We start from the raw sequence: 25501 nt of genomic DNA, 5'->3' as shown, positions 1-25501 counted from the left end.
GGTCGTACCGGCGACGACATGGTGGGCGCCCGACGGGCGTGCCGTGCGCGCCGTGCGCATCGGGCGGACAGGCAGGAACATGGTTCGGGTAGAGGATGGAGCGATGGATTCTGCGCGTGAGGCTTCCGAGGCCCCGGCGGCCGCGGCGCCCCGCGATCTCCTCGACGCGTCCAGCGACGCGGCGGCGGTCGTCTCCGGCGACGGCGTCGTGACCGGCTGGACGCGGGGCGCCGAGGCACTGCTCGGTCTCCCGGCGTCGCAGGTGGTCGGCGGCCCCGCGGCGGCGCTGGTGGCGATGCCCGCCGACCCGTCCCGGGTGGCCGGTGTCGCGGAGCGCTGCCGTGCCGGCATGGGATGGAGCGGCCTGGTCTCCCTGCGGCACCAAGACGGCCGTACGGTCGACGTGGATCTGCGGGTCTCGGCGTCCTTCCGGATCGGTGAGGACGAGGTCTTCCTGCTGTCGGCCCGCCCGCAGCGCCGGCACTGGACGGTCGGCCAGTCGGTCCTCGACGGCTTCCTGACCCGCTCCCCGGTCGGCATGGCGGTGCTGGACCTGGAGCTGCGGTACGTCTGGCTCAACGACACGCTGGAACGCTTCGGCGGGGTGCCGCGGGAACAGCGGCTCGGCCACCGGCTGAGCGAGCTGCTGCCCGGCCTCCAGGCGGTCGCCATCGAGAGCCTGATGCGCAAGGTCCTGGAGACCGGCGTCCCGCTGACCGACTACGAGTACGTGGGGTGGAGCTGGGCCGATCCGCACCGCCGGCACGCCTACTCGACGTCGTTCTTCCCGCTGATGGGCGCCGACGACACCGTCACCGGCATCTGCTACATGGTGCTGGACGTCACCGAGCGCTGGACCGCCCGCCACCTCCTGGCGATGGTCAACGAGGCCGGGACCAGCATCGGCACCACCCTGGACGTGCTGCGCACCGCGCAGGAGCTGGCCGACTTCGCCGTGCCCCGGTTCGCGGACTTCGTCGTCGTGGACCTGCTGGAGCCGGTGCTCAGCACCGAGGGCCACGGCGCCTGGCTGCCGGACGCGGGACCGGCGCCCGCCTGGCCGGTGATGCGGCGCGCGGGGATGAGTTCGGTGCGCGAGGGCTGCCCGGAGGCGGTGGCCCGGGTCGGCGACCGGGTGGACTTCCGGCCGCCCCCGCCGCACGACGCGCATCTGCTGGGCGAGGGCGATCCGATCCTGGTGCCGGTCCTCGATCCGGCGGACGATCTGTGGGCCCGCCAGGAGCCGGAGCGGGCGGCGACCATCCGCGAGTTCGGTCTGCACTCCCTGGTCGCGGTGCCGATGCGGGCCCGCGACACCACCCTGGGCCTCGCCACCTTCATCCGGTCCCTCAACCCGGTCTCCTTCCAGCCCGACGACGTCCTGCTGGCCCGTGAGCTGGTGGCGCGGGCGGCGCTGTGCGTGGACAACGCCCGCCGCTACACCCGCGAGCACACGGCGGCCGTCACCCTCCAGCGCAGCCTCCTGCCGCACGCCCTGACCGGCGGCACCGCGCTGGAGGTGGCCTCCGCCTACCGTCCCGCCGACGCCACGGACGGGGTCGGCGGCGACTGGTTCGACGTGATCCCGCTGTCCGGGGCGCGGGTGGGCCTGGTCGTCGGCGACGTCGTGGGGCACGGCATCGCCGCCGCCGCGACCATGGGCCGGCTGCGCACCGCCGTGCAGACCCTCGCCGACATGGAACTGCCCCCCGACGAACTGCTGGCCCACCTCGACGACCTGGTGCTCCGGCTGAGCGCGGAGAGCGCCGACGACGGCGCGGCCCGCCAGAGCACCACCGCGGTCCTCGGCGCGACCTGCCTGTACGCCGTCTACGACCCGGTCACCCGGCGCTGCACGATGGCGCGGGCCGGCCATCCGCCGCCCGTGGTGGTGGCGCCCGACGGGCGGGTGACGTTCCCGGAGCCGCCGCCGGGGCCCCCGCTCGGGCTGGGCGGCATGGCCTTCGAGTCCACCGAGATCGAGCTGGCCGAGAACAGCCTGTTCGGGCTCTACACCGACGGTCTGATCGAGGGCACCGACCGGGACATGGAGGCGGGCATGGCCCGGCTGGGGGAGCTGCTGGCCGGCACCGCCGACGATCTGACGTCCTTGTGCGGTTCGGTGGTGGACCGGCTGGTGCCGGTGCCGCAGCCCGACGACATCGCCCTGCTCCTGGCCCGCACCCGCGCCCTCGGCGCCGACCACGTCGCGTCCTGGGAGGTGCCGGCGGACCCGGCGGCCGTGGCCGAGGCCCGGGCCCGGGCGACCCGCCAGGTGACGGACTGGGGGCTGGGGGAGCTGGCCATGACCTCGGAGCTGATCGTCAGCGAGCTGGTCACCAACGCGATCCGCTACGCCGAGGGCCCCATCCGGCTACGGCTGATCAAGGACGCCCGGCTGACCTGCGAGGTCGCCGACGCCAGCAGTACGGCGCCCCGGCTGCGGCACGCCCGCAGCACGGACGAGGGCGGCCGGGGCCTGTTCCTGGTGGCCCAGCTCTCGCACCGCTGGGGCGCCCGGTACACCGGCGAAGGGAAGATCATCTGGTCCGAGCAGGACATCCCGGGTCAGTAGTTGTCCCACTCGTGCTGCACGTACTCCAGCACGGCGGGGTCCATCAGCGTGCTCGGCCGGACGTCCTCGCGGCGGCGGTCGACGGGGAACACCGCGGCCGCCCGCAGCACGTCCGCGTCGAGATAGCGCAGCGGGGGCGCGTCCGCCGCGAGCCGCGGCCGCGGGGGCGGCCCGGAGCCCGGGGTGGCCAGCACGAAGCCCCAGTTGCCGAAGCTCGGCACGTCGACCTGGAACTCGCTCGTCGCATAGCCCGCCGCCTCGACGGTCGCGGCGATCGACCAGAACGTCTTCGGCGCGAAGAACGGCGACCCGCTCTGCACCATCACCTGGCTCCGCGGCGTCAGCACCTGCCCGAGCAGGTGGTAGAACTCCACGGAGTACAGCTTGGCCAGCGCCGCCGTGTCGGGGTCGGGGAAGTCGATGACGACCGCGTCGTACCGCTCCCGGGCGCCGCGCAGCCAGGTGAACGCGTCGGCGTTCACCACCTCGACCCGGGGGTCGGTGAGCGACCCGCGGTTCAGCTTCCGCAGCGGCGTGAAGTCGCGGGCGAGGCCGGTCATCGCCGGGTCCAGCTCGACCAGGGTGACCCGCTCGACGTCGTCGTAGCGCAGCACCTCGCGCAGCGCGAGCCCGTCGCCGCCGCCCATGATCAGCACATGGGAGCGGTCGCCCGACAAGGCCGGGTGGACCAGCGACTCGTGGTAGCGGTACTCGTCGACGGAGCTGAACTGGAGGTCGCCGTTGAGGAAGAGCCGCATGTCCGGCTCACCGGTGAAGGCGGTGGAGCGGGTGACCACGATCTCCTGGTACGGCGTCGTCTCGGCGTGCACGATCGGGTCCCGGTAGAGCTGCTGACGAGCCGTCACCTCCAGCTCGTCGGCGAGCGCGTAGGCCGTTCCGAGCACCCCCAGCACCGCCGTGACCGTCGCCAGCAGACCGAGCTGGACCCGGCGCCTGGTCTGCCGCCGGAAGATGACGACCACCACCACGACCCCGGCCACCGCGTTGACCGCGCCCACCACCAGCGCGCCCTTGAGCTGACCGAACGTCGGCAGGAGCAGCAGCGGGAAGCAGAGTCCGCCGACCAGCGCGCCGATGTAGTCGACGGCGAACATGTCGGCGACCGCGCTGCCCGCCTCCTGACGGCGGATCCGCTGGAGGAGGGTCATCAGCAGCGGGATCTCGGCGCCGATCAGCAGTCCGACCAGCAGCGTGATCACGATCATCACCGGTGTGTAGACCCGCAGCCAGGCGAACGCCGCGTACAGCACCAGCACCGACAGCCCGCCGACCAGCGCCAGCGCCGCCTCCACCAGGGCGAACGCGCCCACCGCGCGGCGGCGCAGCGGTTTCGCGGCGAGCGAGCCGAGCCCCATCGCGAAGACCATCACCGAGATGACCACGGAGGTCTGGAGCACGGAGTTGCCGATGAGGTAGCTGCCCAGCGCGGTGAGCGCCAGCTCGTAGACGAGACCGCAGGCCGCGCAGAGGAACACGGCGAGCAGCAGCAGGAAACGGGCCCCCCGGGAGTGCCGGGGGGCCGGGGGGCGGGTGACCGCCGCGGTGTCGCGGCCCCGCTCGGCGACGGTGGTCATGGGGTGCCGGCTACGAGAGCGCCGCGCCGACCATGACCGCGGTGCCCAGGTACATGGCGGCCTGGACCCAGGCGCCGGGGTGCGGACGGCCGTCGTTGTCGTCGAGGACGACCGCGCCCATCTGGCCCGGGGTGAGCAGGCCGATGACTATGCCGACGACCGTCATCACCACGACGCCCGCCAGGCCGTACAGCAGCGTGCTCACCAGGCCGTAGCCGAGGCCCTGTTCGGACTCGCTGGCGCGGATCGCCGCCATGATGACCAGGCCCACGGAGACGGACTGGCTGCCCAGCAGCACGGCGGCGCCGCGGTTGCGGTCCGTCCAGACCACGTGGAAGAGCTTGCCGGGCGTGACCAGGTCGAGCGCGAGGAAGCCGGCGGCCATCACCACGAGGCCCACGACTCCGTAGAGCAGGGCCTGGCCGGTCGACTCGAGGATGTCGGTCACTGCGTTGCCTTTCTTCAGGTCTTCGGGGCGTGCTCGGATGGCTCTTCAGGTGTGCGGGGGAGGGGGAGCCGCTACTTGCCCTCGCCGGGCCCGCCGCCGCGGAAGCTGTCGCTGTCCGGGCTCGGCCAGTTGTAGAGGTACTGGCTGTGGCGGCGGTAGCCGGAGCGGTAGTCCTCTATGTCGATGCGGCTGCCGGCGCCGGACGGCGAGACGGTGACCAGGTCGTCGCCGTAGCGCAGGAACTCCATGCTGTCGCCGCTGGCGCGGTCGAGCGCGTGGCGGTGGCCGTGGATGGCGTCGGCGACCACGATCGGATTGCTGTCCGGGTCCAGCCAGCCCACCCCCTCGGACCGGTAGGTGTCCCCGATCCAGCCGCGCGGGACCCCGTTGTCCCCGCCGGAGGAGCAGGCGGTGAGCAGGGCCGCGGCCAGCACGGCCGTCACCGCCGCGCGCGTCAGTCGGGAACCGTTCATCGGGCCTCCAGCCGGGTGTGCGTGGATACGATCTGGCCGTGCTGCGGATAGGTGTGCCAGGTGCGCCAGACCAGCCCGCCGCCGGACGGCCCGTCGGCCGCCTCGACGACCACCGCCGTGACCGCCTCCGGCGAGCCGGGGAAGATCCCGCACAGGCTGTCCGGGTTGGCGGCCACCAGGGCGAGCACCCGGGCCACCTCGGCGCTGAACGCCGCGGGCTCCAGGCGCCGGGTCTCGGCGCTGAAGTCGTAGGTCCAGCCGGGCAGTTCGCTGCGGTGGGCGGCCGGCAGCCCCCGGTCGGTCTCGCGCAGACACGCCACGGTCTCCCGCACCGGTCCCACGAAGACCTGGTGGGAGGCGCCGAGCAGACGCAGCCGTACGTCGATGCCGCCGACGGTGACCGCGCGTTCGGCGAGGGCGGGGCGTTCGGGCAGTTCCAGCGAGAAGCAGAGCTGATCCGCGTCCGTGTCCAGGTATGGGGCGCCCAAAGAAATGGCATGCATGTGGACTCCCCCGGTCGGATCTTGCTATAAGCGGCGCCGAGTATGGCACATCAGACACGTGAAACTTAAAACGGCCGGGCCCGCGTCCAGCCGAGCAGCACCAGCGAGCACAGGGCCGCGACCGCGCACCACGTGGAGACGAACTCCGTTCGCCACAGCGCCCAGCAGCCCACCGCGCCCGCCCCGGCCAGCACCCCGAGGAGCGTCAGCCGCCGGTCGCCGGAGAGCAGCAGGGCGCCCACGGTGGCCAGCAGATAGCCCGCGACGAGCACCGCCGGGCAGGGCACGTCGACGGCGTAGCCGACCGTGCGGCCGCGGATCTCGGCCGTCACCGGTCCGGTCGCGAGCCGGTACGCCAGCACCGCGGCCGTCCCGGCTCCGACGGTGAGCGGCAGCAGCAGCCGGGTCCTGGCGTCCGGCGGGGCGGCGCACCACACCCCGACCGGCACCCACACCGCGAGCAGCGGCAGCGCGATCGCCGCCCAGGCGAGGGTGGCGGGCCCGCCTCCGCCGCCGCCGTGCCAGACGACGGCCTCGACGATCTGATGGGCGCCGAGCAGCAGCGGCAGCGCGGCCAGCGGCAGTGTCCGGGGGTCGCGCACCCGCGCCACACAGGCCACCCCGACGGCCGAGATGCCGGCCCCGGCCACCAGATCGGCCGTCGCGCTCCAGCACATCACGCCCCCTCGAAGGCCAAGGTTGGGAGGACAGGTCGGGACGGCGGCACAGGGCCGCCCCTCAGGCCCGCCCGTGCGCCTCCTGGCTGCGGCGGGACACCGCGTCGATCATCACCGCGGCGAACAGCACCCCGCCCGTGATCACGAACTGCGCGGCCGGGGGCGTGTCCGTGATCGCCATGCCGGAGGCGATCGACTGGATGACCAGGATGCCGAGCACCGCCGACCAGGTCGTCCCGCGCCCCCCGAACAGACTCGTCCCGCCGATCACGGCCGCCGCGATCGCGTTGATCAGCAGCACCCCGGTGCCCGACGTCTGGCTGACCGACGTGATGCGGGAGGCGAGGAACAGTCCGCCGATCGCGGCCATGGTGCCCGACACCGCGAACACCGCCGTCTGCACCCAGACCACGTTGAGACTGGCCCGCCGCGCCGCCTCCTTGCTGCCGCCGAGCGCGTACACCTGGCGTCCGTAGTGCGTCCGGCGCAGCACGACGTCGAGGCCGGCCACCAGCGCCAGGAAGATCAGCAGGGCGAGCGGGAGCCCCTGGAAGCGGTTGAGCAGGAAGGCGATGCCGAACGCCAGGACGGCGATGCCGCCCGCGCGCACCAGGATGTACGTCAGTGAGCGGTGCGGCATGCCGGCGGCCCTGCGCCGCCGTCGGTCCAGGTCGGTCACGACGAACACCGATCCCGCGGCGAGGGCGGCCAGCCCGTAGCCGACGGCGTCGGGGAAGTAGTAGCTGGTGAGCTGGGAGACCAGTCCGTTCTCGTCGAGGTTGACGGTGCCGGTGCTGCCGAGGATGGCGAGCATGCACCCGTTCCAGGTGAGCAGCCCGGCGAGGGTCACCACGAAGGCGGGCACGCGGGTCCTGGCGATGGAGTAGCCCTGCACGGTGCCGGTCGCGGTGCCGGCGAGCACCGCGACGATCAGCGCCAGCCATTCGGGCATGCCGTTGTCGACGTTGAGCACGGCGAAGACGGCCGCGGCCAGGCCGCTGATCGCGCCGACGGACAGGTCGAGTTCGCCGAGCAGCAGCACGAAGACGATCCCGACGGCGATCATCCCGGTGCCGACGATGTCCACGCTGAGGTTGGACAGGTTGCGCGGCGAGAGGAAGTTCGCGTTGAGGGACTGGAAGGTGATCCAGACGACCGCGAGCACCAGGACGACGGGCAGCGAGCCGAGTTCCCCGGCCCGTACCTTGCGCTGTACGGCGGTGCCCCCGGCGCGCGCGGCGCGGGCCAGGGCCGCCCGGCCGCCGGCCCGCGGGGCGGCGGTGCCGGACTCGCCGCCCGGGGCGGGGGCGCCGGCCGCCGGGGTCCGGTCCGCCTGGCGCATGTCCTTCACCACGTCGACTCCCGGGTGGCGGGCCGGCGCGGCACGTTCTCCGTGGCGCCGGTGACGGAGGAGATGATCTGTTCCTGGGACGCGGTGTTCACATCGAAGAAGCCGTTGTTGCGGCCGAGCCGCAGCACCGCCGCGCGGTCCGCGAGCGCCTTGACGTCGCCCATGTTGTGGCTGATCAGCAGGACGCCCATGCCGCGGTCGCGGAGCCGGTCGACGATGTCGAGGATCTCGGCGGTCTGCTCGAAGCCCAGTGCCGCGGTCGGCTCGTCGAGCAGCAGCACCCGGGGCTCGCCGAGCAGTGAGCGGGCGATGGCGACCGTCTGCCGCTGGCCGCTGGAGAGCGCGGCGACCGGGCCGCGCAGGTCGGGGACGTGCCGGGTGAGGCGCTCCAGGAGTTCCCGGGTGCGCCGTTCCATCTCCATCTCGTCCAGGAAGCCGTACCGGCGGATCTCGCGGCCGAGGAACAGATTGCCGACGACGTCGAGGTTGCCGCACAGCGCGAGGTCCTGGAAGACGGTGGCGATGCCGAGGTCCCGGGCGTCGTGCGGGCGCCGGATCTGCACCGCCCGGCCCTGCCACTCGATGACGCCCTTCTCGGCGGGCGTCACCCCGGAGATCACCTTGATCAGGGTGGACTTGCCGGCCCCGTTGTCCCCGAGGAGAGCGACGACCTGCCCGGAGTGGATCTCCAGCTCGATGTCGGTGAGGACCTCGACGACGCCGTAGCGTTTGCACACGCCACGCAGCGCCAGCAGGGGCGGCTCCGGCACGGCGACCACTCTCCTTACCTAGGGTCCGGACCGGCCGGAACCGTCAGATCAGCCCGGCCCGGACGCAGTCGGCCTCGAGCTGGGGGGTGCAGATCTGCGCCACGGTGTACACACCGTCCTTGACGACGGTGTCCGCGATGGTGTCCACGGTCACGGACACCGGGGTGAGCAGCACGGCCGGGACGGGCTCCCCGCCGCGCGGCCGCACCTCGTCCGTGGCCTTGTCGTCCAGGTCCTCCCCGCGGGCCGCCGCCACCGCCATCGTGGCCGCGGCGGCGGCCTCCGGCTCGAAGGGCTTCAGGACGGTCATGTACTGCTCGCCCGCGACGATCCGCCGTACGGCGCCCAGTTCGGCGTCCTGTCCGGTGACCGGGGGCAGCGGCTCGACCTTGTTCGCCTTCAGGGAGGTGATGCTCCCGGCGGCCAGGGCGTCGTTGGCCGCGTACACCCCGTCGATGGCCTCGGGGCCGAGGGCGGCGATCGCGGCGGACATGTTCATGTTGGCGACCTCGGCCCGCCACTGGAGGGTGTCGTACGCCTTGCCGATCCGTACCTTCCCGTCGAGCACGGACAGCGCGCCCTCCTTGAAGGCCACCGCGTTGGGGTCGCTCGGATCGCCGTTCATCATCACGATCTGCGCGCCGGGCACCGCGTCGCCCATCGCCGTCAGCAGGGCCCGGCCCTGGAGTCTGCCGACCTCGCGGCCGTCGAAGGAGACGTATCCGGAGATCGGCCCCTCGGAGAGCCGGTCGTAGGAGATGACGGGGATGCCGGCGTCCCGGGCCTCGCGGACCGACGGGCCGAGGGAGCGGGCGTCCACGGGCGCCAGCAGGATCGCGTCGACCCCCTTGGTGATCATGGAGTCCATCTGGCCCTGCTGGAGCGCCACCTCGCCCTTCGCGTTGGCGTACTCCACCACACAGGTGGGGCACTCCTCCTCGATCCTGCTGGTGAGCAGCGGCCGGTCCTGGTGCTCCCAGCGGGCCGTGATGGCGTCCGGCAGCAGGATCCCGATCCGCGGCCGGCCCCCGTTGTCGGGGTCGCTGCCACCGCCGCCGGAACCGCAGGCCGCCAGGGCGACGGCCGTGGCGACCGTGATCACGGCCACGGCCGTGTCCCGTAGGGAGCCCTTCATGTGATCCCAGTCGTAGACGACAATAGGGTGGATACTCAGCGATATGTCCGGTTGATTCTTATATGCGATTCTGGTGGCTGGTTGCCCCGATCTCAACCTGTCGGAGGCTGCGGCGGGGACGGGAGGTACGGTGCGGACTTGCCTCGATCGGGCCCTGACCTTCGTCGGAGTGACCCGGGCAGCGGTCTACGTCCCGGACGCCGCGCACACCGAGCTGCGGCTCGTGGACAGCGTCGGCTTCCCGCCCGACGGCCGCCCCTGGCTCTCCGACCGGCTCGCCGTCTCGGGTGACGAGCCCGCGGCCCAGGCGTTCCGGGCCGACCGGCCGCTGTGGCGGAACACCGGGGGCGCCCTGGGCGCGCTGCCGCTCGACACCGAGGGCCGCCGGCTGGGCTGCCTGGTGGTCACCGGCGACCTCGCCGACGGCTTCCAGGCCGAACAGCGCCGCTTCCTGGAGCGCTACGCCGCCGCGGTCGCCTTCCTGCTGCGGCACGGCACCCCGGCCGCCCCCGCCGGGCTGCTCGGCCCCGCCCTGCGCAGCCTGCGCGTCGGCTCCTTCGTCCTGACCCCCGACACCGGAGTCACCGAGGCCGACGACACCCTGCTCGACCTGGTCGGCATCACCCCCGACGACTTCGACGGCAAGGCCGACACCCTGCTCGCCCACGCCCTCCCCGAGGACATGCACGCCCTGATGTCGGTCCTGGAGCCCGCCGCCGACACCTCCGGCCGCCGCGAGCTGGAGTTCCGGGTGCGCGGCCCGACCGGCGAGATGCGCTGGCTGAGCCTGAGCTGCCGCTCCGAACCGGCCGCCGACGGCCTGGGCGAGCGCGTCGTCGGCGTGATCACGGCGACCCCGGTGCTGCGCCGGGGCGCCGACGACGTCGCCCGGATCCAGTGGCTGACCGCCGCCCTGGACGACGCCACGACCGTCCAGGAGGTCGGCCGGGTGGTCGTCGCCGCCCTGCGCGATCCGCTCGGCGCCGCCCGGGTGGCGCTCGCGGGTCTTCAGGACGACCGGATGATGGTCGCCGTCCTCGATCCGCCGCAGCCCGCCGCCTGGCCGGCCGTCTGGCGGGCCGAATGGCGCACCGAATGGCCCGACGCCCCGGTCCGCCTTCTGCCCACCCTCCAGGAGGCCCTGCGCGACGGCCGGGTGGACCTGTGGCCGGCCGGCACCGAACTCGAACCCGGCCTCGCCGGCATCGGCCCCGGCGGCCTCGCCGTCCTGCCGCTGCCCGCCAAGGGCCGGATCACCGGCATCTGCCTGGTCGGCTGGGACGAACCGCACGCGTTCGCCCCCGAGGAACGCTCCCTGCTCACCGCCACCGCCGCCCTGGTCGGGCAGGCGCTCCAGCGCGCCCACGCGTACGACGCCGAGCAGGAACTCGCCACCATGCTCCAGCGCAGCCTGCTGCCCCGGCGGCTGCCCGAACTGCCCGGCGGCACCGCCGTCGCCCGCTATCTGCCCGCCCGCCGCGGCCTCCAGGTCGGCGGCGACTGGTACGACGTCATCGCCCTCTCGGAGGAACGCGTCGCCCTCGTCATCGGGGACGTGCAGGGACACAGCGCCGCCGCCGCCACGATCATGGGTCAGATGCGCACCGCCGTCCGCGCCTACGCCATGGAGGGCCATCCGCCCGACGTCGTCGTCTCGCACGCCAACCGGCTCCTCGTCAGCATGGAGACCGACCTCTTCGCCACCTGCTGCTACGCCGAACTGGACATGGAGGAGGGCAACACCCTCTTCGTGCGCGCCGGCCATCTCGCGCCGCTGCTGCGCGGCCCCGACGGCTCCGTCGAGGAGGTGGAGGTCGCGGGCGGCCCGCCGCTCGGCATCGTCGCCGAGGCCGACTTCCCGATGACCGCCGTCGCCCTGACCCCCGGCACGGTCCTCGCGCTGGTCACCGACGGCCTGGTCGAGGCGTCCGACCTGCCCGTCGACGAGGGCATGCGGCGCACCGGCGCCGCGCTCGCCGCGGCCGACCCCGCCCATCTGGGCCGGATGGCCGACGAACTGCTCGGCGACGGCGGCCGCCGCGAGGACGACGTGGCGCTGCTGCTCATGCGCTACGACGGCATGCGGATCAAGCCGATCCGGGCCGGCTGGATGGTGTGGCGGCTGCCCGACGCCGTGATGCACGCCCGCCGCTTCACCGCGCGCACCCTGCGCCGCTGGAAGGTCGAGGAGGTGACCGACGCCGCGCTGCTGGTCGTCTCCGAACTCGTCACCAACGCCCTGGTGCACACCCAGGGGCCGGTCCAGGTCGATCTGACCCTGCGCGGCGACCGGGTGCGGGTCGCGGTCAGCGACGCCTCGCCGCGCGCCCCCGCCAAGCCCGTGAGCGTGGACTGGGAGTCGACCGGCGGCCGGGGCCTGCTGCTGGTGGAGGCGATGTCGGACTCCTTCGGCACGGTGCCGGTGGCCGGCGGCAAGCAGGTGTGGAGCGAGATCACCGTGCCGGGCCACGCCCCGGACGTCACGGCCGACCTGGCCGGCACGGCCCTGGGGCGCGAGGGAGGCGGCCCGCCATGAGCACCGGGACCCGCACCCGGCATCTGGTCGCCCTGTTCCTCGCGGCCGTCCTGACCGTCTGCCTGGCCTCCTGCGGCGACGGCGGCGCGCGCAGCGAACGGGGCTTCACCGTCGGCCTGCTGCTGCCGAGCCGCTCCCTGCCCCGCTGGGAGAACGCCGACAAGCCGCTGATCGAGGAGCAGCTCAAGGCCCGCTGCCCCGCGTGCACCCTGACCTACGCCAACGCCGAGAACGACGCGGCCCGCCAGCGCCAGCAGATGATCTCCATGATCACCAAGGGGGCCCGGGTGCTGATCGTGGACGCCGCCGACACCAAGGCCCTGCGCTCCTCGATCTACGAGGCCCACCGGGCGGGCGTCCCCGTGGTCGCCTACGACCGGCTCGCCGAGGGCCCGATCGCCGGATACATCGGCTTCGACGGCGCCCAGGTCGGCCGGCTCCAGGGCCAGGCCCTGCTGACCGCCCTCGGCGACAAGGCCCCGGGCGCGACCGTCGTCATGATGAACGGCGACCCGACCAGCCCCAACGCCGCCTGGTACCGGGAGGGCGCGCTGTCCGTCCTGCGCGGCCGGGTCGACATCGCCCGCTCCTACGACACCCCCGGCTGGAACACCCAGGAGGCGCACACCAACATGGTCGCCGCCCTCGCCGCGCTGGGCCCCGAGGGGATCGACGCCGTCTACGCGGCCAACGACGCGATCGCCGCCGGGGTGATCTCCGCCCTCAAGAGCGCCGGCGTCCGCAGGATGCCGCCCGTCACCGGGCAGGACGCCGATCTGGACGCCGTACGGCGCATCGTCAAGGGCGAGCAGTACATGACCGTCTACAAGGCGTTCCGCGACGAGGCGGCCTCGGCCGTCGCCATGGCCGTCGCGCTGGGCCGCGGCGAGGACCCCGGCGGCACCCCCACCACCATCGACAGCCCCACCACCCGCGACATCCCCGCCGTCCTGCTCAGCCCGACCGCGATCACCGTCGCCGACATCGGGCCCGTCCTCGTCGACGGCGGTGTCTACCCGCTGTCCCGCATCTGCGTCCCGCGCCTGCGGGAGGCATGCGCCGCCGCCGGACTCACCGGCTGAGCACGGCCGGGGCCGGAGGGGGACGCGTCAGTGCTGGTACGGCTGCTGCTGCGGCTGCCCGTACGCCGGTGCGCCGCCCGCGGCCTGCGCCAGGAGCTGGTCGGCCTGCTCCTTCGTCAGCCGCTGCTCGGTGCCGCAGAAGGTGCACTGGGTGGCGTACTTCGTGGAGAACGGGAACAGCGGCACGAAGAACAGGGTGAACTTCGTGACCCGCTTGCGCAGGGTGTGCGCGGCCGGGTTGCCGCAGCCGCCGCACACCAGCGTCAGTATCGCGAGCTGGTACAGATATCCCTTGGTGCCGAAGATGATCACGCCGTGCGTCCTCCTGTGTCGGTGCCTGCCGTCCACCCCAGTCTCCCGCACGCCCGGCCGCCCTTCCGCATGCCCAGCCGGGTGAAAGCCTGAGCCGCCGTCAGCATCACGGGGCAAGGATGAGGAATCTCGGTCAGTACCGGCCGAAACGGCGAAAAAACCTTGCTGGAGGCGTGAGAGATGAACGAACGAGCCGATCAAGCCGACGACCACACCCTCAGAGTCCCGGTCCTCGTCGTCGGCGGCTCCCTGGTCGGACTGTCGACCTCGTTGTTCCTGAGCCGGCTCGGCGTGCGGCACGTCCTGGTGGAGCGCCATTCCGGCACCTCCATCCACCCGCGCGGCCGCGGCAACAACGTCCGCACGATGGAACTCTTCCGGGTGGCCGGCGTCGAGCACGACATCCAGGCGGCCGCCGCGACCCTCGCCGACAACCACGGCATCCTCCAGACGCCCACCCTGGTCGGCGAGGCGGGCGAATGGCTGTTCCGCAACATCGATCCCGGCGGCGGACTGGCCCGGTTCAGTCCCACCTCCTGGTGCCTGTGCAGCCAGAACGACCTGGAACCCGTGCTCCTCGACCATGCCCGCAGGCTCGGCGGCGATCTGCGCTACTCCACCGAGATGATGTCCTTCGACGCCGGCCACGACGGGGTCACCGCCGTCGTCAAGAGCCGGGAGACGGGCGAGCACACCACCATCCACGCCGAGTACCTGGTCGCCGCCGACGGCCCCCGCAGCCCCGTGCGCGAACAGCTCGGCATCGGCCAGAGCGGGCCGGGCGACCTCTTCCACAACGTGAGCGTCACCTTCCGCTCCCGCCGGCTGGCCGACGTGGTCGGCGACCGCCGGTTCATCGTCTGCTACCTGACGCATCCGGACGCCGACGGCGCGCTGCTGCCCGTGGACAACCGCGAGCAGTGGGTCTTCCACGCCCCCTGGCACCCCGAACAGGGCGAGACGCTGGAGGAGTTCACCGACGAGCGGTGCGCCGAGCACATCCGGCGCGCGGTCGGCGTCGCCGACCTCGACGTGGAGATCACCGGCCGCGCCCCCTGGCACGCCGCCCAGCGCGTCGCCCGCGGCTACCGCTGCGGCCGGGTCCTGCTGGCCGGCGACTCCGCCCACGAGATGTCGCCCACCGGCGCCTTCGGCTCCAACACCGGCATCCAGGACGCCCACAACCTCGCCTGGAAGCTCGCCGCCGTCCTGGACGGCTGGGCGGGGGAGGGGCTGCTGGACAGCTACGACGCCGAGCGCCGCCCGGTCGCCGAGGCCACCAGCGCCCGCGCCGCCGCCCGGTCGGCCGAACACAGCCACCCCGGCTTCGCCCCGCCGCCCGGCGCGGGCGGCGGCCGGCAGAGCGGCATCCTCGACGTGGCGCTCGGCTACCGCTACCCGCGCGGCGCCGTCGCCGGGGTCCCCGCCGGCGCCCCGGTCGTCCCCGAACAGCTCGACCTGAGCGGTGAACCGGGCAGCAGGGCACCGCACTTGTGGGTACGGCGCCAGGGCGAGCGGATCTCCACCCTCGACCTGTACGAGCGTCAGCCGGTCCTCCTCAGCGCCGCCGCGGGAACGGGGAAGTGGCACCAGGCCGCCGCCCGGCTCTCCGACGAGCTGCTGATCCCGCTGCGCTCCTTCCGGCTGGGCACCGACACCGACCCCGGCGCCGACCTCGTACCGGAGGACGGCGAGGACTGGGCCCGGCGGCACGGGATCGCGCCCGGCGGCGCCGTCCTGGTGCGGCCCGACGGATTCGTCGCCTGGCGCGCCACCGACGCCGACCCGGACGCCGTGTCGACCCTGCGTCAGGTCCTGATGAAGGTGCTCTCCCTGGGCTGAACCGACGTGCCGTCAGATCCCCGCCGCCCCCGGCCCCACCAGGGCCGGGGGCGGCCGCGTTCAGCCGGACGCCCCGCCCGTTCACCCGTGTGATCCTCCCGAGTGGTGGGCTCGCGCGCCCTGCCTGACGGTGGATCACGTCGGGGCCGGGTCTCGAAAGCTGACGAAGCGCCAGCTTCCCGGTCCAGGACGGAAGGACCATCAGATGCGTTCTGCTCGCGTGATCCTGGCCACCGCGGCGGCCACGGCCGTCATCGGACTCGGGGCGCCCGGCGCCTTCGCGGCCGGCAGCGACTGGGAGAAGGGCGACTCCAGCTCCAGCTCCAGCACGAAGGAGGAGTCCACCACCAAGGAGGAGTCCGGCTACCTGGCCAAGCACCCCGAGGACGCCGGCAAGTCCAAGGGCGACTGGGGCGGCAAGCCCAGCGGTGGCGTCCACACCGGCGGCGGCGCGCTGACCGCCGTCAACGAGGGCGACTGGGCCACCGCCAAGGACCCGAAGTACGACCCGGAGACCTACAAGGAGAAGGACTCCGGCAGCAGCACCAAGGAGGAGTCGGGCTACCTCGCCAAGCACCCCGAGGACGCGGGCAAGTCCAAGGGTGACTGGGAGAAGCCCAGCGGTGGCGTCCACACCGGCGGCGGCGGTCTCGCCACTCCGTCGGTGACGACCGGCGGCCTGGCCGTCCTCGGTGTCGCCGCAGCCGGCCTGTACGCGGCCCGCCGCAAGAAGACCGCCGGAAGCGTGATCTGACCATGGCGGCCGCGATAGCCGCGATAGCGCAGCCGAGGCCGCCACGCGTGCACCCGTGTGGCGGCCCGGCCCGTTTCCGGGGCCCTGTCTCCACGACGGCCCCGGCCCGTGCCCCGCCCCCGCTTCCTCCGCCCGCTGCCGTGCCCGAATGAGGTGGTCCTTCCGATGGCGGCCCCTTCCCCCACCCCCACTCCGCCGCACGCTCCGCCCTCCGGCGACGACCGGCCCGGACCGGACGAGCCGCGGTCGTCCCGCACCGGCGTGCTGATGATGTGCGCCGCGGCCGCCCTGGTCCTGGCGGTCAGCCTGACCGGCCGCGGCGAGGACCCGGCGTCCGACAGCTCCCGCCCCCCGCTCGCCCCCGCGGCCACCGCGTCGGCCCCCGTCACCTCGGAGTCCGCCGGACAGCCCCCGCGGTCCGCGCCCTCGCAGCCGCGCCCCGGACAGCCCGCCGCCGGGTCACCCGCCGGGAAACACCTGCCGCGCTCGCGCCCGGTGCGACTGATCGTCCCCAAGATCTCCGTCGACGCCCCGTTCGTCGACCTCGCGATCGACCCCACCGGCCGGCTGGAGGCACCCCCGGCGGCCGACACCAACCTCGTCGGCTGGCTCGCCAAGGGCGTCTCGCCCGGTGAGCCGGGCACCGCGATCATCGCCGGGCACGTCGACACCAAGACCTCGGCCGCCGTCTTCGCCAACCTCTCCGCGCTGAAGCGGGGCGACCGCTTCCACGTCCGCCGCGCGGACGGCAGCAAGGCGGTCTTCCTCGTCGACGACGTCGAGACCTTCGCCAAGGACGACTTCCCCGACCGTCTGGTCTACGCCGACACCGACGACGCCCAGGTACGGCTCATCACCTGCGCGGGCGCCTACGACCGCACCGCCAAGGACTACACCGAGAACCTCGTCGTCTTCGCCCACCTGGTCTGAGGGTCTGGGAGTCCGAGGGTCCGGGGGCCCGGGGGTCACCCGCGCAGTGCACACGAGTCGCGCGGTCGCGGGGACGGGCACACGATCGAGGAAGCTGACGTCGCATCACGCGGCCGGCGTCGGCTTCCGCCCCCGCGAAGGAGTTGTGCGCAGGATGACCACCACGTCCGAACGTCTCTCAGGTCCGACGGCGCGCCAGGCGTCGCAGAGGGTGTCCCAGTCCGTCTTCGACGGCTCCCGGCTCCGGGTCGTCCTGCTGGTGGACGTCTACGACGGCGCCCAGCAGGAGTTCCTGGAGGCGTACGAACAACTGTGCAACCAGGTCGCGTCCGTTCCCGGACACGTCAGCGACCAGCTCTGCCAGTCCATCGAGAACCCCTCCCAGTGGCTGATCACCAGCGAGTGGGAGAGCGCCCCGCCGTTCCTCGCCTGGGTCAACAGCGAGGAACACGTCCAGATGGTGCGGCCGCTGCACAACTGCGTCCGCGACACCCGCTCGCTGCGCTTCCACGTCGTCCGCGAGACCGGCGGCCCCGCCGAGAACGCCAAGAAGGGCGGCCGCCGGCTCCAGAGCGCCCCCCGGATGGGTGACGGCGTCATCCGCCACGCGCTCACCTTCACCGTCAAGCCGGGCAGCGAGAAGAAGGTCGCCGAGATCCTCGCCGACTACGCCTCGCCCGACCCGAAGGTCGACGACACCACCCGCCTCGTCCGAACCTCGCTCTTCATGCACGGCAACCGGGTGGTGCGCGCCATCGAGGTGCGCGGCGACCTGCTCGCCGCACTGCGCCACGTGGCCCGCCAGCCCGAGGTGCGCGCCGTCGAGGAGGCCATCAACCCCTATCTGGAGCAGGACCGGGACCTCGACGACCCCGAGTCCGCCCGGGTCTTCTTCACCCGCGCGGCCCTGCCCGCCGTCCACCATGTGACGGCCGAGCGCGAGGACCCGGCCGCCGAGCGGCACGCGCTGTACTACCCGGCCCGCCCCGGCCAGGGCATGCGGCTCGCCGAACTGCTGGCCGCCCAGGACGAGGCCGCCGCCGACGACCCGGCAAGCCCGGTGCTGCGCAGCACGATCTTCCAGCGCGACGACGTCGTGGTCCGGCTGATCGACGTGCGGGGCGGACCGGACGCCGCCGACCCCGCGCTCACCCTCGGCCTCGCCGACCCCGCCCGGGCGGCCGAACTCGCCGAGTTCCTGGACCCCGCCGCGGGCGGCGCCCCGGCGCAGTCGCGCGGACCGGTCCGGATGGCCCTCGTCACCGACCGCCGCTCGCCCGACGCCTGATGCGTCCTCATCCGGGGCCGGGCGGCCCCGCCCGCACGCCGACGCAGTACCTGATCGGAGGAACGTCGTGATCACACCCCGTCCCAGAGTCGTGGATCTCAGCGAGGCCGAGCCCAACACCCGGCGCGGCGGCGATCTGCGCGCCCTGCTCACCCCGGCCACGGTCGGCTCCACCAGCGGATTCATGGGCGTGGCCCTGATCCAGCCCGGCGACCGCATCGCGGAGCACTACCACCCGTACTCCGAGGAGTTCGTGTACGTGACGTGCGGACACCTCGAGGTGGACCTCGACGGCGAGCCGTACGCGCTCCAGCCCGAGCAGGGGCTGATGATCCCCGTCAACATGCGCCACCGCTTCCGCAACGTCGGCAAGGTGGAGGCCCGGATGGTCTTCCACCTCGGCCCGCTGGCCCCCAGCCCGCCGCTCGGCCATGTCGACACCGAGGAGACCCCCGCCCCGGCCGAGCCGGTCGGCGCCGGCGAGGGAGTCGGCGCCGCCGCCCGACGTCAGGTCCGCTCATGACCAGGCGGCGGGTGGCGGTCACCGGCATAGGCATCGTCGCCCCCGGCGGCATAGGCGGGCCGGCGTTCTGGGACCTGCTGGCCTCCGGACGCACGGCGACCCGCGGCATCACCTTCTTCGACCCGGCCGGACTGCGCTCGCGGATCGCCGCCGAGTGCGACTTCGACCCGGCGGCCCATGGCCTGGACGCCGAACAGAGCGCCCGCAACGACCGCTACATCCAGTTCGCCCTGGTCGCCGGCGCCGAGGCGGTCCAGGACGCCGGTCTCGATCTGGCCCGGGAGAACCCCTGGCGCATCGGGGTCTCCCTGGGCACCGCGGTCGGCGGCACCACCCGGCTGGAGCACGACTACGTGCTGGTCAGCCATGGCGGCACCCGCTGGGACGTCGACGAACGACGCGCCGAACCGCATCTGCACCGCGCGTTCGCGCCCAGCACCCTCGCCTCGACCGTCGCCGAGCACTTCGGCGCGGGCGGCCCGGTGCAGACCGTCTCCACCGGCTGCACCTCGGGGCTGGACGCCGTCGGATACGCCTTCCACACCGTCGAGGAGGGCCGCGCCGACATCTGCATAGCCGGCGCCTCCGACTCCCCGATCTCCCCGATCACCATGGCCTGCTTCGACGCCATCAAGGCCACCTCCCCGAACAACGACGACCCCGCCCACGCCTCGCGTCCCTTCGACGCCGACCGCGACGGGTTCGTGATGGGGGAGGGCGGCGCGGTCCTCGTCCTGGAGGAGCTGGAGCACGCCCGGGCCCGCGGCGCCCGTGTCTACTGCGAACTGGGCGGCTACGCCACCTTCGGCAACGCCTACCACATGACCGGGCTGACCAGCGACGGACTGGAGATGGCCCGGGCCATCGAGGACGCCCTCGACCACGCCCGGCTCGACCCGACGGCGATCGACTACGTCAACGCGCACGGCTCGGGCACCAAGCAGAACGACCGCCACGAGACCGCCGCGGTCAAACGGACCCTGGGCGAGCACGCCTACGCCACCCCCATGAGCTCCATCAAGTCCATGGTGGGGCACTCCCTCGGCGCGATCGGCGCGATCGAACTCGTCGCCTGCGTGCTCGCCCTGGACCACCAGGTCGTACCGCCCACCGCGAACTACGAGACCCCGGACCCCGAATGCGACCTGGACTACGTGCCCAAGGTCGCCCGTGAGCGCGCCCTGAACAGCGTGCTCTCCGTGGGCAGCGGGTTCGGCGGCTTCCAGTCCGCGGTGGTCCTGAACCGGCCCAGGGAGAGAACACGATGAGCGCACCACGAGGACGGCGTGCGGCCGTCACCGGCATCGGGGTGATCGCGCCCAACGGCGCCAGCACCGAGACGTTCTGGAAGTCCACCAAGGAAGGCATCAGCGTCCTCGACCGGGTCACCCGCGAGGGCTGCGAGGACCTGCCGCTGCGGGTGGCGGGCGAGGTCCGCGACTTCGACCCGACGGCCGCGGTCGAGGAGCGCTACCTCGTCCAGACCGACCGGTTCACCCACTTCGCGATGGCCGCCGCCGACTTCGCGATGGAGGACGCCCGGTTCGGCCGCCCCGAGGTCGACGCGGCGCCCTTCTCGGTCGGCGTGATCACCGCGGCCGGCTCCGGCGGCGGCGAGTTCGGCCAGCGGGAGCTCCAGCAACTGTGGGGCAAGGGCAGCCGGTTCGTCGGCCCCTACCAGTCCATCGCCTGGTTCTACGCCGCCAGCACCGGCCAGATCTCCATCCGGCGGGGCCTCAAGGGCCCCTGCGGGGTGGTCGCCGCCGACGAGGCCGGCGGTCTGGACGCCCTCGCCCACGCCGCCCGCGCGGTACGGCGCGGCACCGAGGTGATCGTCGCCGGCTCCACCGAGGCGCCGCTCGCCCCCTACTCGGTGGTCTGCCAGCTCGGGTACGACGAGCTGAGCACCGTCGAGGACCCGACCCGCGCCTACCGGCCCTTCACCGGCGCGGCCTGCGGGTTCGTGCCCGCCGAGGGCGGCGCCATGCTCGTCGTCGAGGGCGAGGACACGGCACGCGAACGGGGCGCGCCCGTCCGGGCGTTCCTCGCCGGGCACGCGGCGACCTTCACCGGCGCCTCCCGCTGGGAGGAGTCCAGGGAAGGACTCGCCCAGGCGATCCGCGGCGCCCTGGCCGAGGCGGACTGCGCCCCCGAGGAGATCGACGTGGTCTTCGCGGACGCCCTCGGCGTACCCGCGGCGGACCGGGCCGAGGCGCTGGCCATCACCGACGTCCTCGGCGCGCACGGCCGGCGGGTGCCGGTCACCGCCCCCAAGACCGGCATCGGCCGCGGCTACGGCGCCGCACCCGTCCTGGACACCGCGGCCGCGGTGCTCGCCATGGAGGACGGGGTCGTGCCCCCCACCCCGAACGTCTTCGACATCTGCCACGACCTCGATCTCGTGACCGGCCGGGCCCGGCCCGCCGAGGCACGCACCGCGCTGATCCTCAGCCGCGGCCTGATGGGGTCGAACGCGGCGCTCGTGCTGCGGCACGGCGCCGAGTGAACCGTACGAGGAAGACAGAAGGAGAGACACCCAATGAGTGAGCGCATCACGGTCGAAGAGCTGGCCGAACTCATGAAGAAGTCCGCCGGCGTCACCGTCCCGCCGGCCGAACTCCGGCAGCAGTCCGACACCGGCTTCGACGCCCTGGGCGTCGACTCGCTCGGACTGCTCGGCATCGTCGGCGAACTGGAGAACCGGTACGGCACCCCGATGCCGCCGGACGCGGAGCGCAGCAAGACGCCCCGGCAGTTCCTCGACCTCGTCAACAGTGCCCTCATGACAGGAGCGTGACATGGCCGGACACACCCAGAACGAGATCACCATCGCCGCACCGCTGGAGCTGGTCTGGGACATGACCAACGACGTGGCCAACTGGCCGCAGTTGTTCAGCGAGTACGCCTCCGCCGAGATCCTCTCGGTCGAGGGGAACAAGACCACGTTCCGGCTCACCATGCACCCGGACGAGAACGGCACCGTGTGGAGCTGGGTCTCGGAGCGGGAGACGGACCGGGACGCGCGCACGGTCAAGGCCCGCCGGGTCGAGACCGGCCCCTTCGCGTACATGAACATCCGCTGGCGCTACGAGAAGGTGCGCGAGGGCACGCGGATGGAGTGGACCCAGGACTTCGAGATGAAGCCCGAGGCGCCGGTCGACGACGACTGGATGACCGACAACATCAACCGCAACTCCAAGGTCCAGCTCGCCCTGATCCGGGACCGCATCGAGAAGGCCGCCGCCGAACAGGGCGCCGCACCGGGCCTGACCGACTGAACCGGGCAGCCCGACCGACCGAGACCGGACGGAGAACACACCCCATGCACCAAGCCCTGATCGTCGCCCGGATGGCCCCCGGCGCCGCCCCGGACATCGCCGGCATCTTCGAGGAGTCCGACCGGGGGGAGCTGCCGCACCTGGTCGGTGTCCGCCGGCGCAGCCTCTTCCAGTTCGGTGACGTGTATCTGCACCTCATCGAGTCCGAGCAGGACCCGGGACCCGCCATCGCCAAGGTGTCGGGACACCCGCAGTTCCAGGACATCAGCACCCGGCTGACCCCCTTCGTCAGCGCCTACGACCCCGCGACCTGGCGGTCCCCGAAGGACGCGATGGCGCGGCGCTTCTACCTCTGGGAGCGCGAGACGGCGGGCTGATCCCGCCGACCGCCACGGTGGCCGGGCCCGCGTCCTCGCGGTCCCGGCCACCGGCGTGTCACGTCCCGGACGCTCAGGCGGGCACGTGGCAGTCGAAGGCGTGCAGATACGGGTTGACCGGGCGGATGTCGTCGATGACCAGGCCCGCCTCCGTCAGCCGGGACACCATGCTGTCCGTGGTGTGCTTCGCCCCGCCCACGTTGAGCAGCAGCAGCAGGTCCATGGCGGTGCTGAACCGCATGGACGGCGTGTCGTCGACGAGGTTCTCGATGACCACGACCCGGGTGCCCGGGCCGCCCGCCGCGATCACGTTGCGCAGGGTGCGCGCGGTGCTCTCGTCGTCCCACTCCAGGATGTTCTTGATGATGTACACATCGGCCTGGACCGGGATCGCCGCGCGGCAGTCGCCGGGCACGACCTCGACCCGGCCGGCCAGCGCGCCGCCCTCGCGCAGCCGGGCGTCGGCGTTCTCCACCACGCGCGGCAGGTCGAGCAGGGTGCCGCGCATCGCCGGGTACTTCTCCAGCAGGCTCGCCACCACATGCCCCTGGCCGCCGCCGATGTCGGCCACCGACGCGGCCCCCGACAGGTCGAGGAACTCGGCGACGTCGCGCGCGGACTGCACGCTGGACGTCGTCATGGCCCGGTTGAAGACGTCCGCCGACTCCGGGGCGTCCTCGTTGAGGTAGACGAAGAACTCCTTGCCGTACAGGTCCTGGACGACGTTGTGGCCGGTGCGGACCGCCTCGTCCAGCTTGGGCCAGGCGTCCCAGGTCCAGGGCTCGGTGCACCACAGGGTGATGGCGCGCAGGCTGTGCGGGTCGTCCTCGCGCAGCAGCCGGGAGACATCGGTGTGCGCGAACGTGCCGTCGGGCCGCTCGGCGAAGACGCCGTAGCAGGACAGGGCCCGCAGCAGCCGGCGGAGCTGGCGGGGTTCGGTCTTCACCGCGGCCGCGAGGTCGTCCACGGTCGTGGGCCGCTCGCCGAGGGCGTCGGCGACGCCGAGCCGGGCGGCCGCGCGGAGGGCGGCGGCCGCCGCGGCCCCGAACGCGAGTTCCCGCAGGCGCATGGACGGGGGCGGGGACGCGGGCGGGGGCTGGGGCGGGGCAGTCTGTGCGGTCGTCATGTGCCGCCTTCCTTCTTTCGTCGGCTCACTGTCGTCGGTCGCGCTGTCGTCGTTCGCGGTTCACCGGGACGCGGGTCGGATGTGCGGGGTCAGCACAGTCCGGTGGGACGGGACGCCCGGCAGTCGTTGCGCTCGAAGGTGTTGCCCTGCCCGGTGTCCGCGTTCACGAGGTCCGCCGGGGCGTTGTCGCGCAGCACGTTGTCGCTGATCCGGTTGCGTTCGCTGGCGGCGCCCACGATGGACTTGAACAGGACGATGCCGCCGGACAGCGGGGAGGCGCCGGCGTTGCCGGTGATCACGTTCCGGGTCACGAGACTGTCCTCGGCGCCGGTCAGGACGATCCCGGAGCCCTGGAGGGCGTCCAGCCGGGCGGTCTTGGGACAGGACTTGTTGTTGTCGACGATGCGGTTGCCGCGCACGGTCACCAGACCGGCCTTGGGCTTGTTCTCGTCGCCGACGACGAAGACACCGGCGCAGTTGCCGGTGAAGTGGTTGCGGTCGACGGAGAGGTTGCGCAGCCGGCGGACGGTGACGCCGATCCGGTTGCCCTCCAGCCGGTTGCGGGCGACGACGGTGCCGCGGGTGTCCGTGGCGCCCTGCTCCGCGGTGACGGTGTTGGCCAGGAACAGGCCCGCGTCGCCGTTGTCACGGGCGGTGTTGTCCCGGTAGACGCCGCGCGTGGAGGCTTCGGTGGCGATGCCCCACACGCCGTTCTTCTCGGCGGTCACCCGGCGCACCGTCAGCCGGTCGGTGTCCACGGCGTACACACCGTGCTTGGTGAAGCCGGAGACGGTCAGCCCGGCGATCGTCACGCGCTCGACCTTGCGGTCCTTGGTGCCGGTGACGCAGATGCCGTGGCCGGCCGCGGCGCAACTGTTCGCGGCCTTCTTGGTGGTGGTCACGGGGGCCGGCCGCAGGACCGTACGGGGGCCGGTACCGCGCAGGGTCACCCCGGACGTGGTCAGGGAGACGCTCTCGCGGTAGGTGCCCGGGGTGAGGAGAACGGTGTCGCCCGGCTTCGCGGCGTCCACCGCCTTCTGCACGGACTCGCCCGGATGGACCACATGGAGCGTGCGGTGGTGGACCGGTGGGGCGGCGCCGACGGCCGTTCCGACGAGCGCGGCGGTGCACGCCAGGTACGCGATATGGCATTTCTTCATATGTAGCACGGTATGACCGGATGGTGTGCGGGCCAGCCGGATGGGCCATCCGACGGCGTGTCACGCCCCCGTCGCAGGCGGGGGCGTGACAGCCGGTGCCGTGCCGAGACGATCCGGACCGGTCAGCGAGTCGCCGTCCAGCTATGGGCGACGTCCACCACGAGACGGCCGTCCAGTGGCAGCACCCGGAACGGCAGCCGGGCGCGCACGCCGAGCCCGAACTGCGTCTGGCCCTCGAAGCTGCCGCCGTACTTGGTGTCCCGGAAGGTGCTGTACCCGGTGACGTTCACGCCCGGCAGCGGCCGTGCGAACCGGCCCGGGTAGGTGGAGGCGCCGGTCTCGGGGTTGTACGCGGGCGCGTTGACCCGCACTTCGAGGATGGCGCCGCCGGTCACGGGGATCGGGATGCCGGACGGGTCGGCGATGAACCGGTCCACGTACTGGACGAAGTAGCCGATGTCCGCGGCCGCCGCGCCCGGGACGTCGACGACGAACCGGTCGTAGCAGTCGTGGCGGCCGGTCCGCGCGTTGGTCACGGAATCCAGGGTGCCGGTGTAGTCGGTCTTCGGGAGGCTGCCCCAGCCGGTCGGGCAGGCGGCGGCCGCGCGCGGCGCGGCGGCGGGAGCGGCCGTGGCGGGCACCACGGCGGCGCCCAGCGTGGCGGTCATGAGAGCGGCGGTGACCCAGATGGTTCTGCTTCGTGCCATGTCGTCCCCCCTGGACGGATGTGACGGGGGTGTGTCGGGTATCGGGTGAGACGTTCGGT

At 73.0% G+C, this 25501-nt stretch carries 25 protein-coding genes; 13 read left to right on the top strand and 12 right to left on the bottom strand.

All coding sequences use genetic code 11. The features are described 5' to 3' along the window. Positions 1–103 precede the first annotated feature (103 nt). The gene (locus tag AFM16_RS06270) at positions 104–2575 is read left to right on the top strand and encodes a SpoIIE family protein phosphatase (RefSeq protein WP_078632707.1); all 2472 of its coding nucleotides are present in this window, start codon (positions 104–106) and stop codon (positions 2573–2575) included. Here AFM16_RS06270 and AFM16_RS06265 read toward each other — a convergent pair. From AFM16_RS06265 to AFM16_RS06230, 8 genes are all read right to left on the bottom strand, one after another. Continuing rightward, a complete protein-coding gene (locus tag AFM16_RS06265) occupies positions 2569–4170 on the bottom strand; it encodes a polyamine aminopropyltransferase (RefSeq protein ID WP_078632706.1) in 1602 nt (533 codons plus the stop codon). The two genes, AFM16_RS06270 and AFM16_RS06265, sit on opposite strands and share 7 nt — an antisense overlap. 10 nt (positions 4171–4180) lie before the next feature. Further along, entirely contained in the window at positions 4181–4618 is a 438-nt protein-coding gene (locus AFM16_RS06260; protein ID WP_030786329.1) for a DUF350 domain-containing protein, read from the bottom strand. 71 nt (positions 4619–4689) lie between these two features. Further along, positions 4690–5091, bottom strand: coding sequence for a DUF4247 domain-containing protein (locus AFM16_RS06255; RefSeq protein WP_030786337.1), 402 nt, complete (start codon positions 5089–5091; stop codon positions 4690–4692). Beyond that, the gene (locus AFM16_RS06250; RefSeq protein WP_030786339.1) at positions 5088–5594 is read right to left on the bottom strand and encodes a DUF2617 family protein; all 507 of its coding nucleotides are present in this window, start codon (positions 5592–5594) and stop codon (positions 5088–5090) included. The genes AFM16_RS06255 and AFM16_RS06250 overlap by 4 nt, the downstream gene beginning before the upstream one ends. A 65-nt stretch (positions 5595–5659) precedes the next feature. Beyond that, the gene (locus AFM16_RS06245; RefSeq protein ID WP_078632705.1) at positions 5660–6271 is read right to left on the bottom strand and encodes a DUF6629 family protein; all 612 of its coding nucleotides are present in this window, start codon (positions 6269–6271) and stop codon (positions 5660–5662) included. A gap of 61 nt (positions 6272–6332) precedes the next feature. Beyond that, positions 6333–7625: a sugar ABC transporter permease gene (locus AFM16_RS06240; protein WP_256861269.1), complete on the bottom strand. Its 1293-nt coding sequence runs from the start codon at positions 7623–7625 to the stop codon at positions 6333–6335. After that, complete coding sequence (locus AFM16_RS06235) at positions 7619–8392, bottom strand: ATP-binding cassette domain-containing protein (protein ID WP_107419253.1); 774 nt, start codon at positions 8390–8392, stop codon at positions 7619–7621. The genes AFM16_RS06240 and AFM16_RS06235 overlap by 7 nt, the downstream gene beginning before the upstream one ends. A gap of 43 nt (positions 8393–8435) precedes the next feature. Then, a complete protein-coding gene (locus tag AFM16_RS06230; RefSeq protein WP_030786349.1) occupies positions 8436–9527 on the bottom strand; it encodes a sugar ABC transporter substrate-binding protein in 1092 nt (363 codons plus the stop codon). 169 nt (positions 9528–9696) lie between these two features. Between AFM16_RS06230 and AFM16_RS06225 the strand changes: the two genes are divergently transcribed. Both AFM16_RS06225 and AFM16_RS06220 read left to right on the top strand, forming a co-directional pair. After that, on the top strand, positions 9697–12063 hold the full coding sequence (locus AFM16_RS06225; protein WP_245177655.1) for a SpoIIE family protein phosphatase: 2367 nt from the start codon (positions 9697–9699) through the stop codon (positions 12061–12063). After that, complete coding sequence (locus AFM16_RS06220) at positions 12060–13145, top strand: sugar ABC transporter substrate-binding protein (protein WP_078632703.1); 1086 nt, start codon at positions 12060–12062, stop codon at positions 13143–13145. The genes AFM16_RS06225 and AFM16_RS06220 overlap by 4 nt, the downstream gene beginning before the upstream one ends. Before the next feature lie 27 nt (positions 13146–13172). Here the strand turns inward: AFM16_RS06220 and AFM16_RS06215 are convergent, their stop codons facing one another. After that, positions 13173–13457 carry a zinc ribbon domain-containing protein gene (locus tag AFM16_RS06215; RefSeq protein ID WP_078632702.1) on the bottom strand — a complete coding sequence of 95 codons (285 nt, stop codon included), beginning with the start codon at positions 13455–13457 and terminating at the stop codon, positions 13173–13175. A gap of 180 nt (positions 13458–13637) precedes the next feature. On the opposite strand from AFM16_RS06215, the gene AFM16_RS06210 reads away from it, so the two are divergent. The 10 genes from AFM16_RS06210 to AFM16_RS06165 all read left to right on the top strand — a co-directional run bounded on the left by AFM16_RS06210 (position 13638) and on the right by AFM16_RS06165 (position 22449). Next, on the top strand, positions 13638–15299 hold the full coding sequence (locus AFM16_RS06210; protein ID WP_078632701.1) for an FAD-dependent oxidoreductase: 1662 nt from the start codon (positions 13638–13640) through the stop codon (positions 15297–15299). 205 nt (positions 15300–15504) lie between these two features. Continuing rightward, positions 15505–16053, top strand: coding sequence for a hypothetical protein (locus AFM16_RS06205; protein ID WP_078632700.1), 549 nt, complete (start codon positions 15505–15507; stop codon positions 16051–16053). Positions 16054–16218: 165 nt separating this feature from the next. Beyond that, positions 16219–16983 (top strand): class F sortase, encoded by a 765-nt coding sequence (locus AFM16_RS06200; protein WP_078632699.1) that lies wholly within the window; start codon positions 16219–16221, stop codon positions 16981–16983. 154 nt (positions 16984–17137) lie between these two features. Further along, entirely contained in the window at positions 17138–18271 is a 1134-nt protein-coding gene (locus tag AFM16_RS06195) for a SchA/CurD-like domain-containing protein (protein ID WP_030786363.1), read from the top strand. 67 nt (positions 18272–18338) lie between these two features. Then, complete coding sequence (locus AFM16_RS06190) at positions 18339–18794, top strand: cupin domain-containing protein (protein ID WP_030786366.1); 456 nt, start codon at positions 18339–18341, stop codon at positions 18792–18794. Continuing rightward, positions 18791–20062 (top strand): beta-ketoacyl-[acyl-carrier-protein] synthase family protein, encoded by a 1272-nt coding sequence (locus AFM16_RS06185; protein WP_030786368.1) that lies wholly within the window; start codon positions 18791–18793, stop codon positions 20060–20062. Before AFM16_RS06190 ends, AFM16_RS06185 begins: the two co-directional genes overlap by 4 nt. Then, positions 20059–21300 carry a ketosynthase chain-length factor gene (locus tag AFM16_RS06180; protein ID WP_078632698.1) on the top strand — a complete coding sequence of 414 codons (1242 nt, stop codon included), beginning with the start codon at positions 20059–20061 and terminating at the stop codon, positions 21298–21300. Before AFM16_RS06185 ends, AFM16_RS06180 begins: the two co-directional genes overlap by 4 nt. A gap of 33 nt (positions 21301–21333) precedes the next feature. Beyond that, the gene (locus AFM16_RS06175; protein WP_030786374.1) at positions 21334–21591 is read left to right on the top strand and encodes an acyl carrier protein; all 258 of its coding nucleotides are present in this window, start codon (positions 21334–21336) and stop codon (positions 21589–21591) included. A 1-nt stretch (position 21592) separates the two neighbouring features. Next, complete coding sequence (locus AFM16_RS06170) at positions 21593–22072, top strand: SRPBCC family protein (RefSeq protein ID WP_030786377.1); 480 nt, start codon at positions 21593–21595, stop codon at positions 22070–22072. Between the two features lie 44 nt (positions 22073–22116). Further along, positions 22117–22449, top strand: a complete 333-nt coding sequence (locus AFM16_RS06165) for a TcmI family type II polyketide cyclase (protein ID WP_030786380.1) — start codon at positions 22117–22119, stop codon at positions 22447–22449. A 73-nt stretch (positions 22450–22522) separates the two neighbouring features. On the opposite strand, the gene AFM16_RS06160 is transcribed toward AFM16_RS06165, so the two are convergent. The 3 genes from AFM16_RS06160 to AFM16_RS06150 all read right to left on the bottom strand — a co-directional run bounded on the left by AFM16_RS06160 (position 22523) and on the right by AFM16_RS06150 (position 25442). Continuing rightward, the gene (locus tag AFM16_RS06160) at positions 22523–23575 is read right to left on the bottom strand and encodes a methyltransferase (protein ID WP_030786382.1); all 1053 of its coding nucleotides are present in this window, start codon (positions 23573–23575) and stop codon (positions 22523–22525) included. A gap of 89 nt (positions 23576–23664) precedes the next feature. Then, positions 23665–24735, bottom strand: a complete 1071-nt coding sequence (locus AFM16_RS06155) for a right-handed parallel beta-helix repeat-containing protein (protein WP_107419036.1) — start codon at positions 24733–24735, stop codon at positions 23665–23667. A gap of 122 nt (positions 24736–24857) precedes the next feature. Beyond that, positions 24858–25442, bottom strand: a complete 585-nt coding sequence (locus AFM16_RS06150) for an AMIN-like domain-containing (lipo)protein (RefSeq protein WP_051780408.1) — start codon at positions 25440–25442, stop codon at positions 24858–24860. Between the last annotated feature and the right edge of the window lie 59 nt (positions 25443–25501).

The organism is Streptomyces antibioticus (genome assembly GCF_002019855.1).
Lineage (GTDB): Bacteria > Actinomycetota > Actinomycetes > Streptomycetales > Streptomycetaceae > Streptomyces > Streptomyces antibioticus_B.
This window is presented reverse-complemented; position numbering and strand designations above follow the sequence as displayed.

Coding starts and splice junctions, on each gene's coding strand:
- AFM16_RS06175 (WP_030786374.1), top strand. CDS start 21,334: ATGAGTGAGCGCATCACGGTCGAAGAGCTGGCCGAACTCATGAAGAAG.
- AFM16_RS06195 (WP_030786363.1), top strand. CDS start 17,138: ATGACCACCACGTCCGAACGTCTCTCAGGTCCGACGGCGCGCCAGGCG.
- AFM16_RS06245 (WP_078632705.1), bottom strand. CDS start 6,271: ATGTGCTGGAGCGCGACGGCCGATCTGGTGGCCGGGGCCGGCATCTCG.
- AFM16_RS06170 (WP_030786377.1), top strand. CDS start 21,593: ATGGCCGGACACACCCAGAACGAGATCACCATCGCCGCACCGCTGGAG.
- AFM16_RS06270 (WP_078632707.1), top strand. CDS start 104: ATGGATTCTGCGCGTGAGGCTTCCGAGGCCCCGGCGGCCGCGGCGCCC.
- AFM16_RS06255 (WP_030786337.1), bottom strand. CDS start 5,091: ATGAACGGTTCCCGACTGACGCGCGCGGCGGTGACGGCCGTGCTGGCC.
- AFM16_RS06210 (WP_078632701.1), top strand. CDS start 13,638: ATGAACGAACGAGCCGATCAAGCCGACGACCACACCCTCAGAGTCCCG.
- AFM16_RS06180 (WP_078632698.1), top strand. CDS start 20,059: ATGAGCGCACCACGAGGACGGCGTGCGGCCGTCACCGGCATCGGGGTG.
- AFM16_RS06185 (WP_030786368.1), top strand. CDS start 18,791: ATGACCAGGCGGCGGGTGGCGGTCACCGGCATAGGCATCGTCGCCCCC.
- AFM16_RS06205 (WP_078632700.1), top strand. CDS start 15,505: ATGCGTTCTGCTCGCGTGATCCTGGCCACCGCGGCGGCCACGGCCGTC.
- AFM16_RS06155 (WP_107419036.1), bottom strand. CDS start 24,735: ATGAAGAAATGCCATATCGCGTACCTGGCGTGCACCGCCGCGCTCGTC.
- AFM16_RS06220 (WP_078632703.1), top strand. CDS start 12,060: ATGAGCACCGGGACCCGCACCCGGCATCTGGTCGCCCTGTTCCTCGCG.
- AFM16_RS06200 (WP_078632699.1), top strand. CDS start 16,219: ATGGCGGCCCCTTCCCCCACCCCCACTCCGCCGCACGCTCCGCCCTCC.
- AFM16_RS06230 (WP_030786349.1), bottom strand. CDS start 9,527: ATGAAGGGCTCCCTACGGGACACGGCCGTGGCCGTGATCACGGTCGCC.
- AFM16_RS06250 (WP_030786339.1), bottom strand. CDS start 5,594: ATGCATGCCATTTCTTTGGGCGCCCCATACCTGGACACGGACGCGGAT.
- AFM16_RS06150 (WP_051780408.1), bottom strand. CDS start 25,442: ATGGCACGAAGCAGAACCATCTGGGTCACCGCCGCTCTCATGACCGCC.
- AFM16_RS06165 (WP_030786380.1), top strand. CDS start 22,117: ATGCACCAAGCCCTGATCGTCGCCCGGATGGCCCCCGGCGCCGCCCCG.
- AFM16_RS06265 (WP_078632706.1), bottom strand. CDS start 4,170: ATGACCACCGTCGCCGAGCGGGGCCGCGACACCGCGGCGGTCACCCGC.
- AFM16_RS06160 (WP_030786382.1), bottom strand. CDS start 23,575: ATGACGACCGCACAGACTGCCCCGCCCCAGCCCCCGCCCGCGTCCCCG.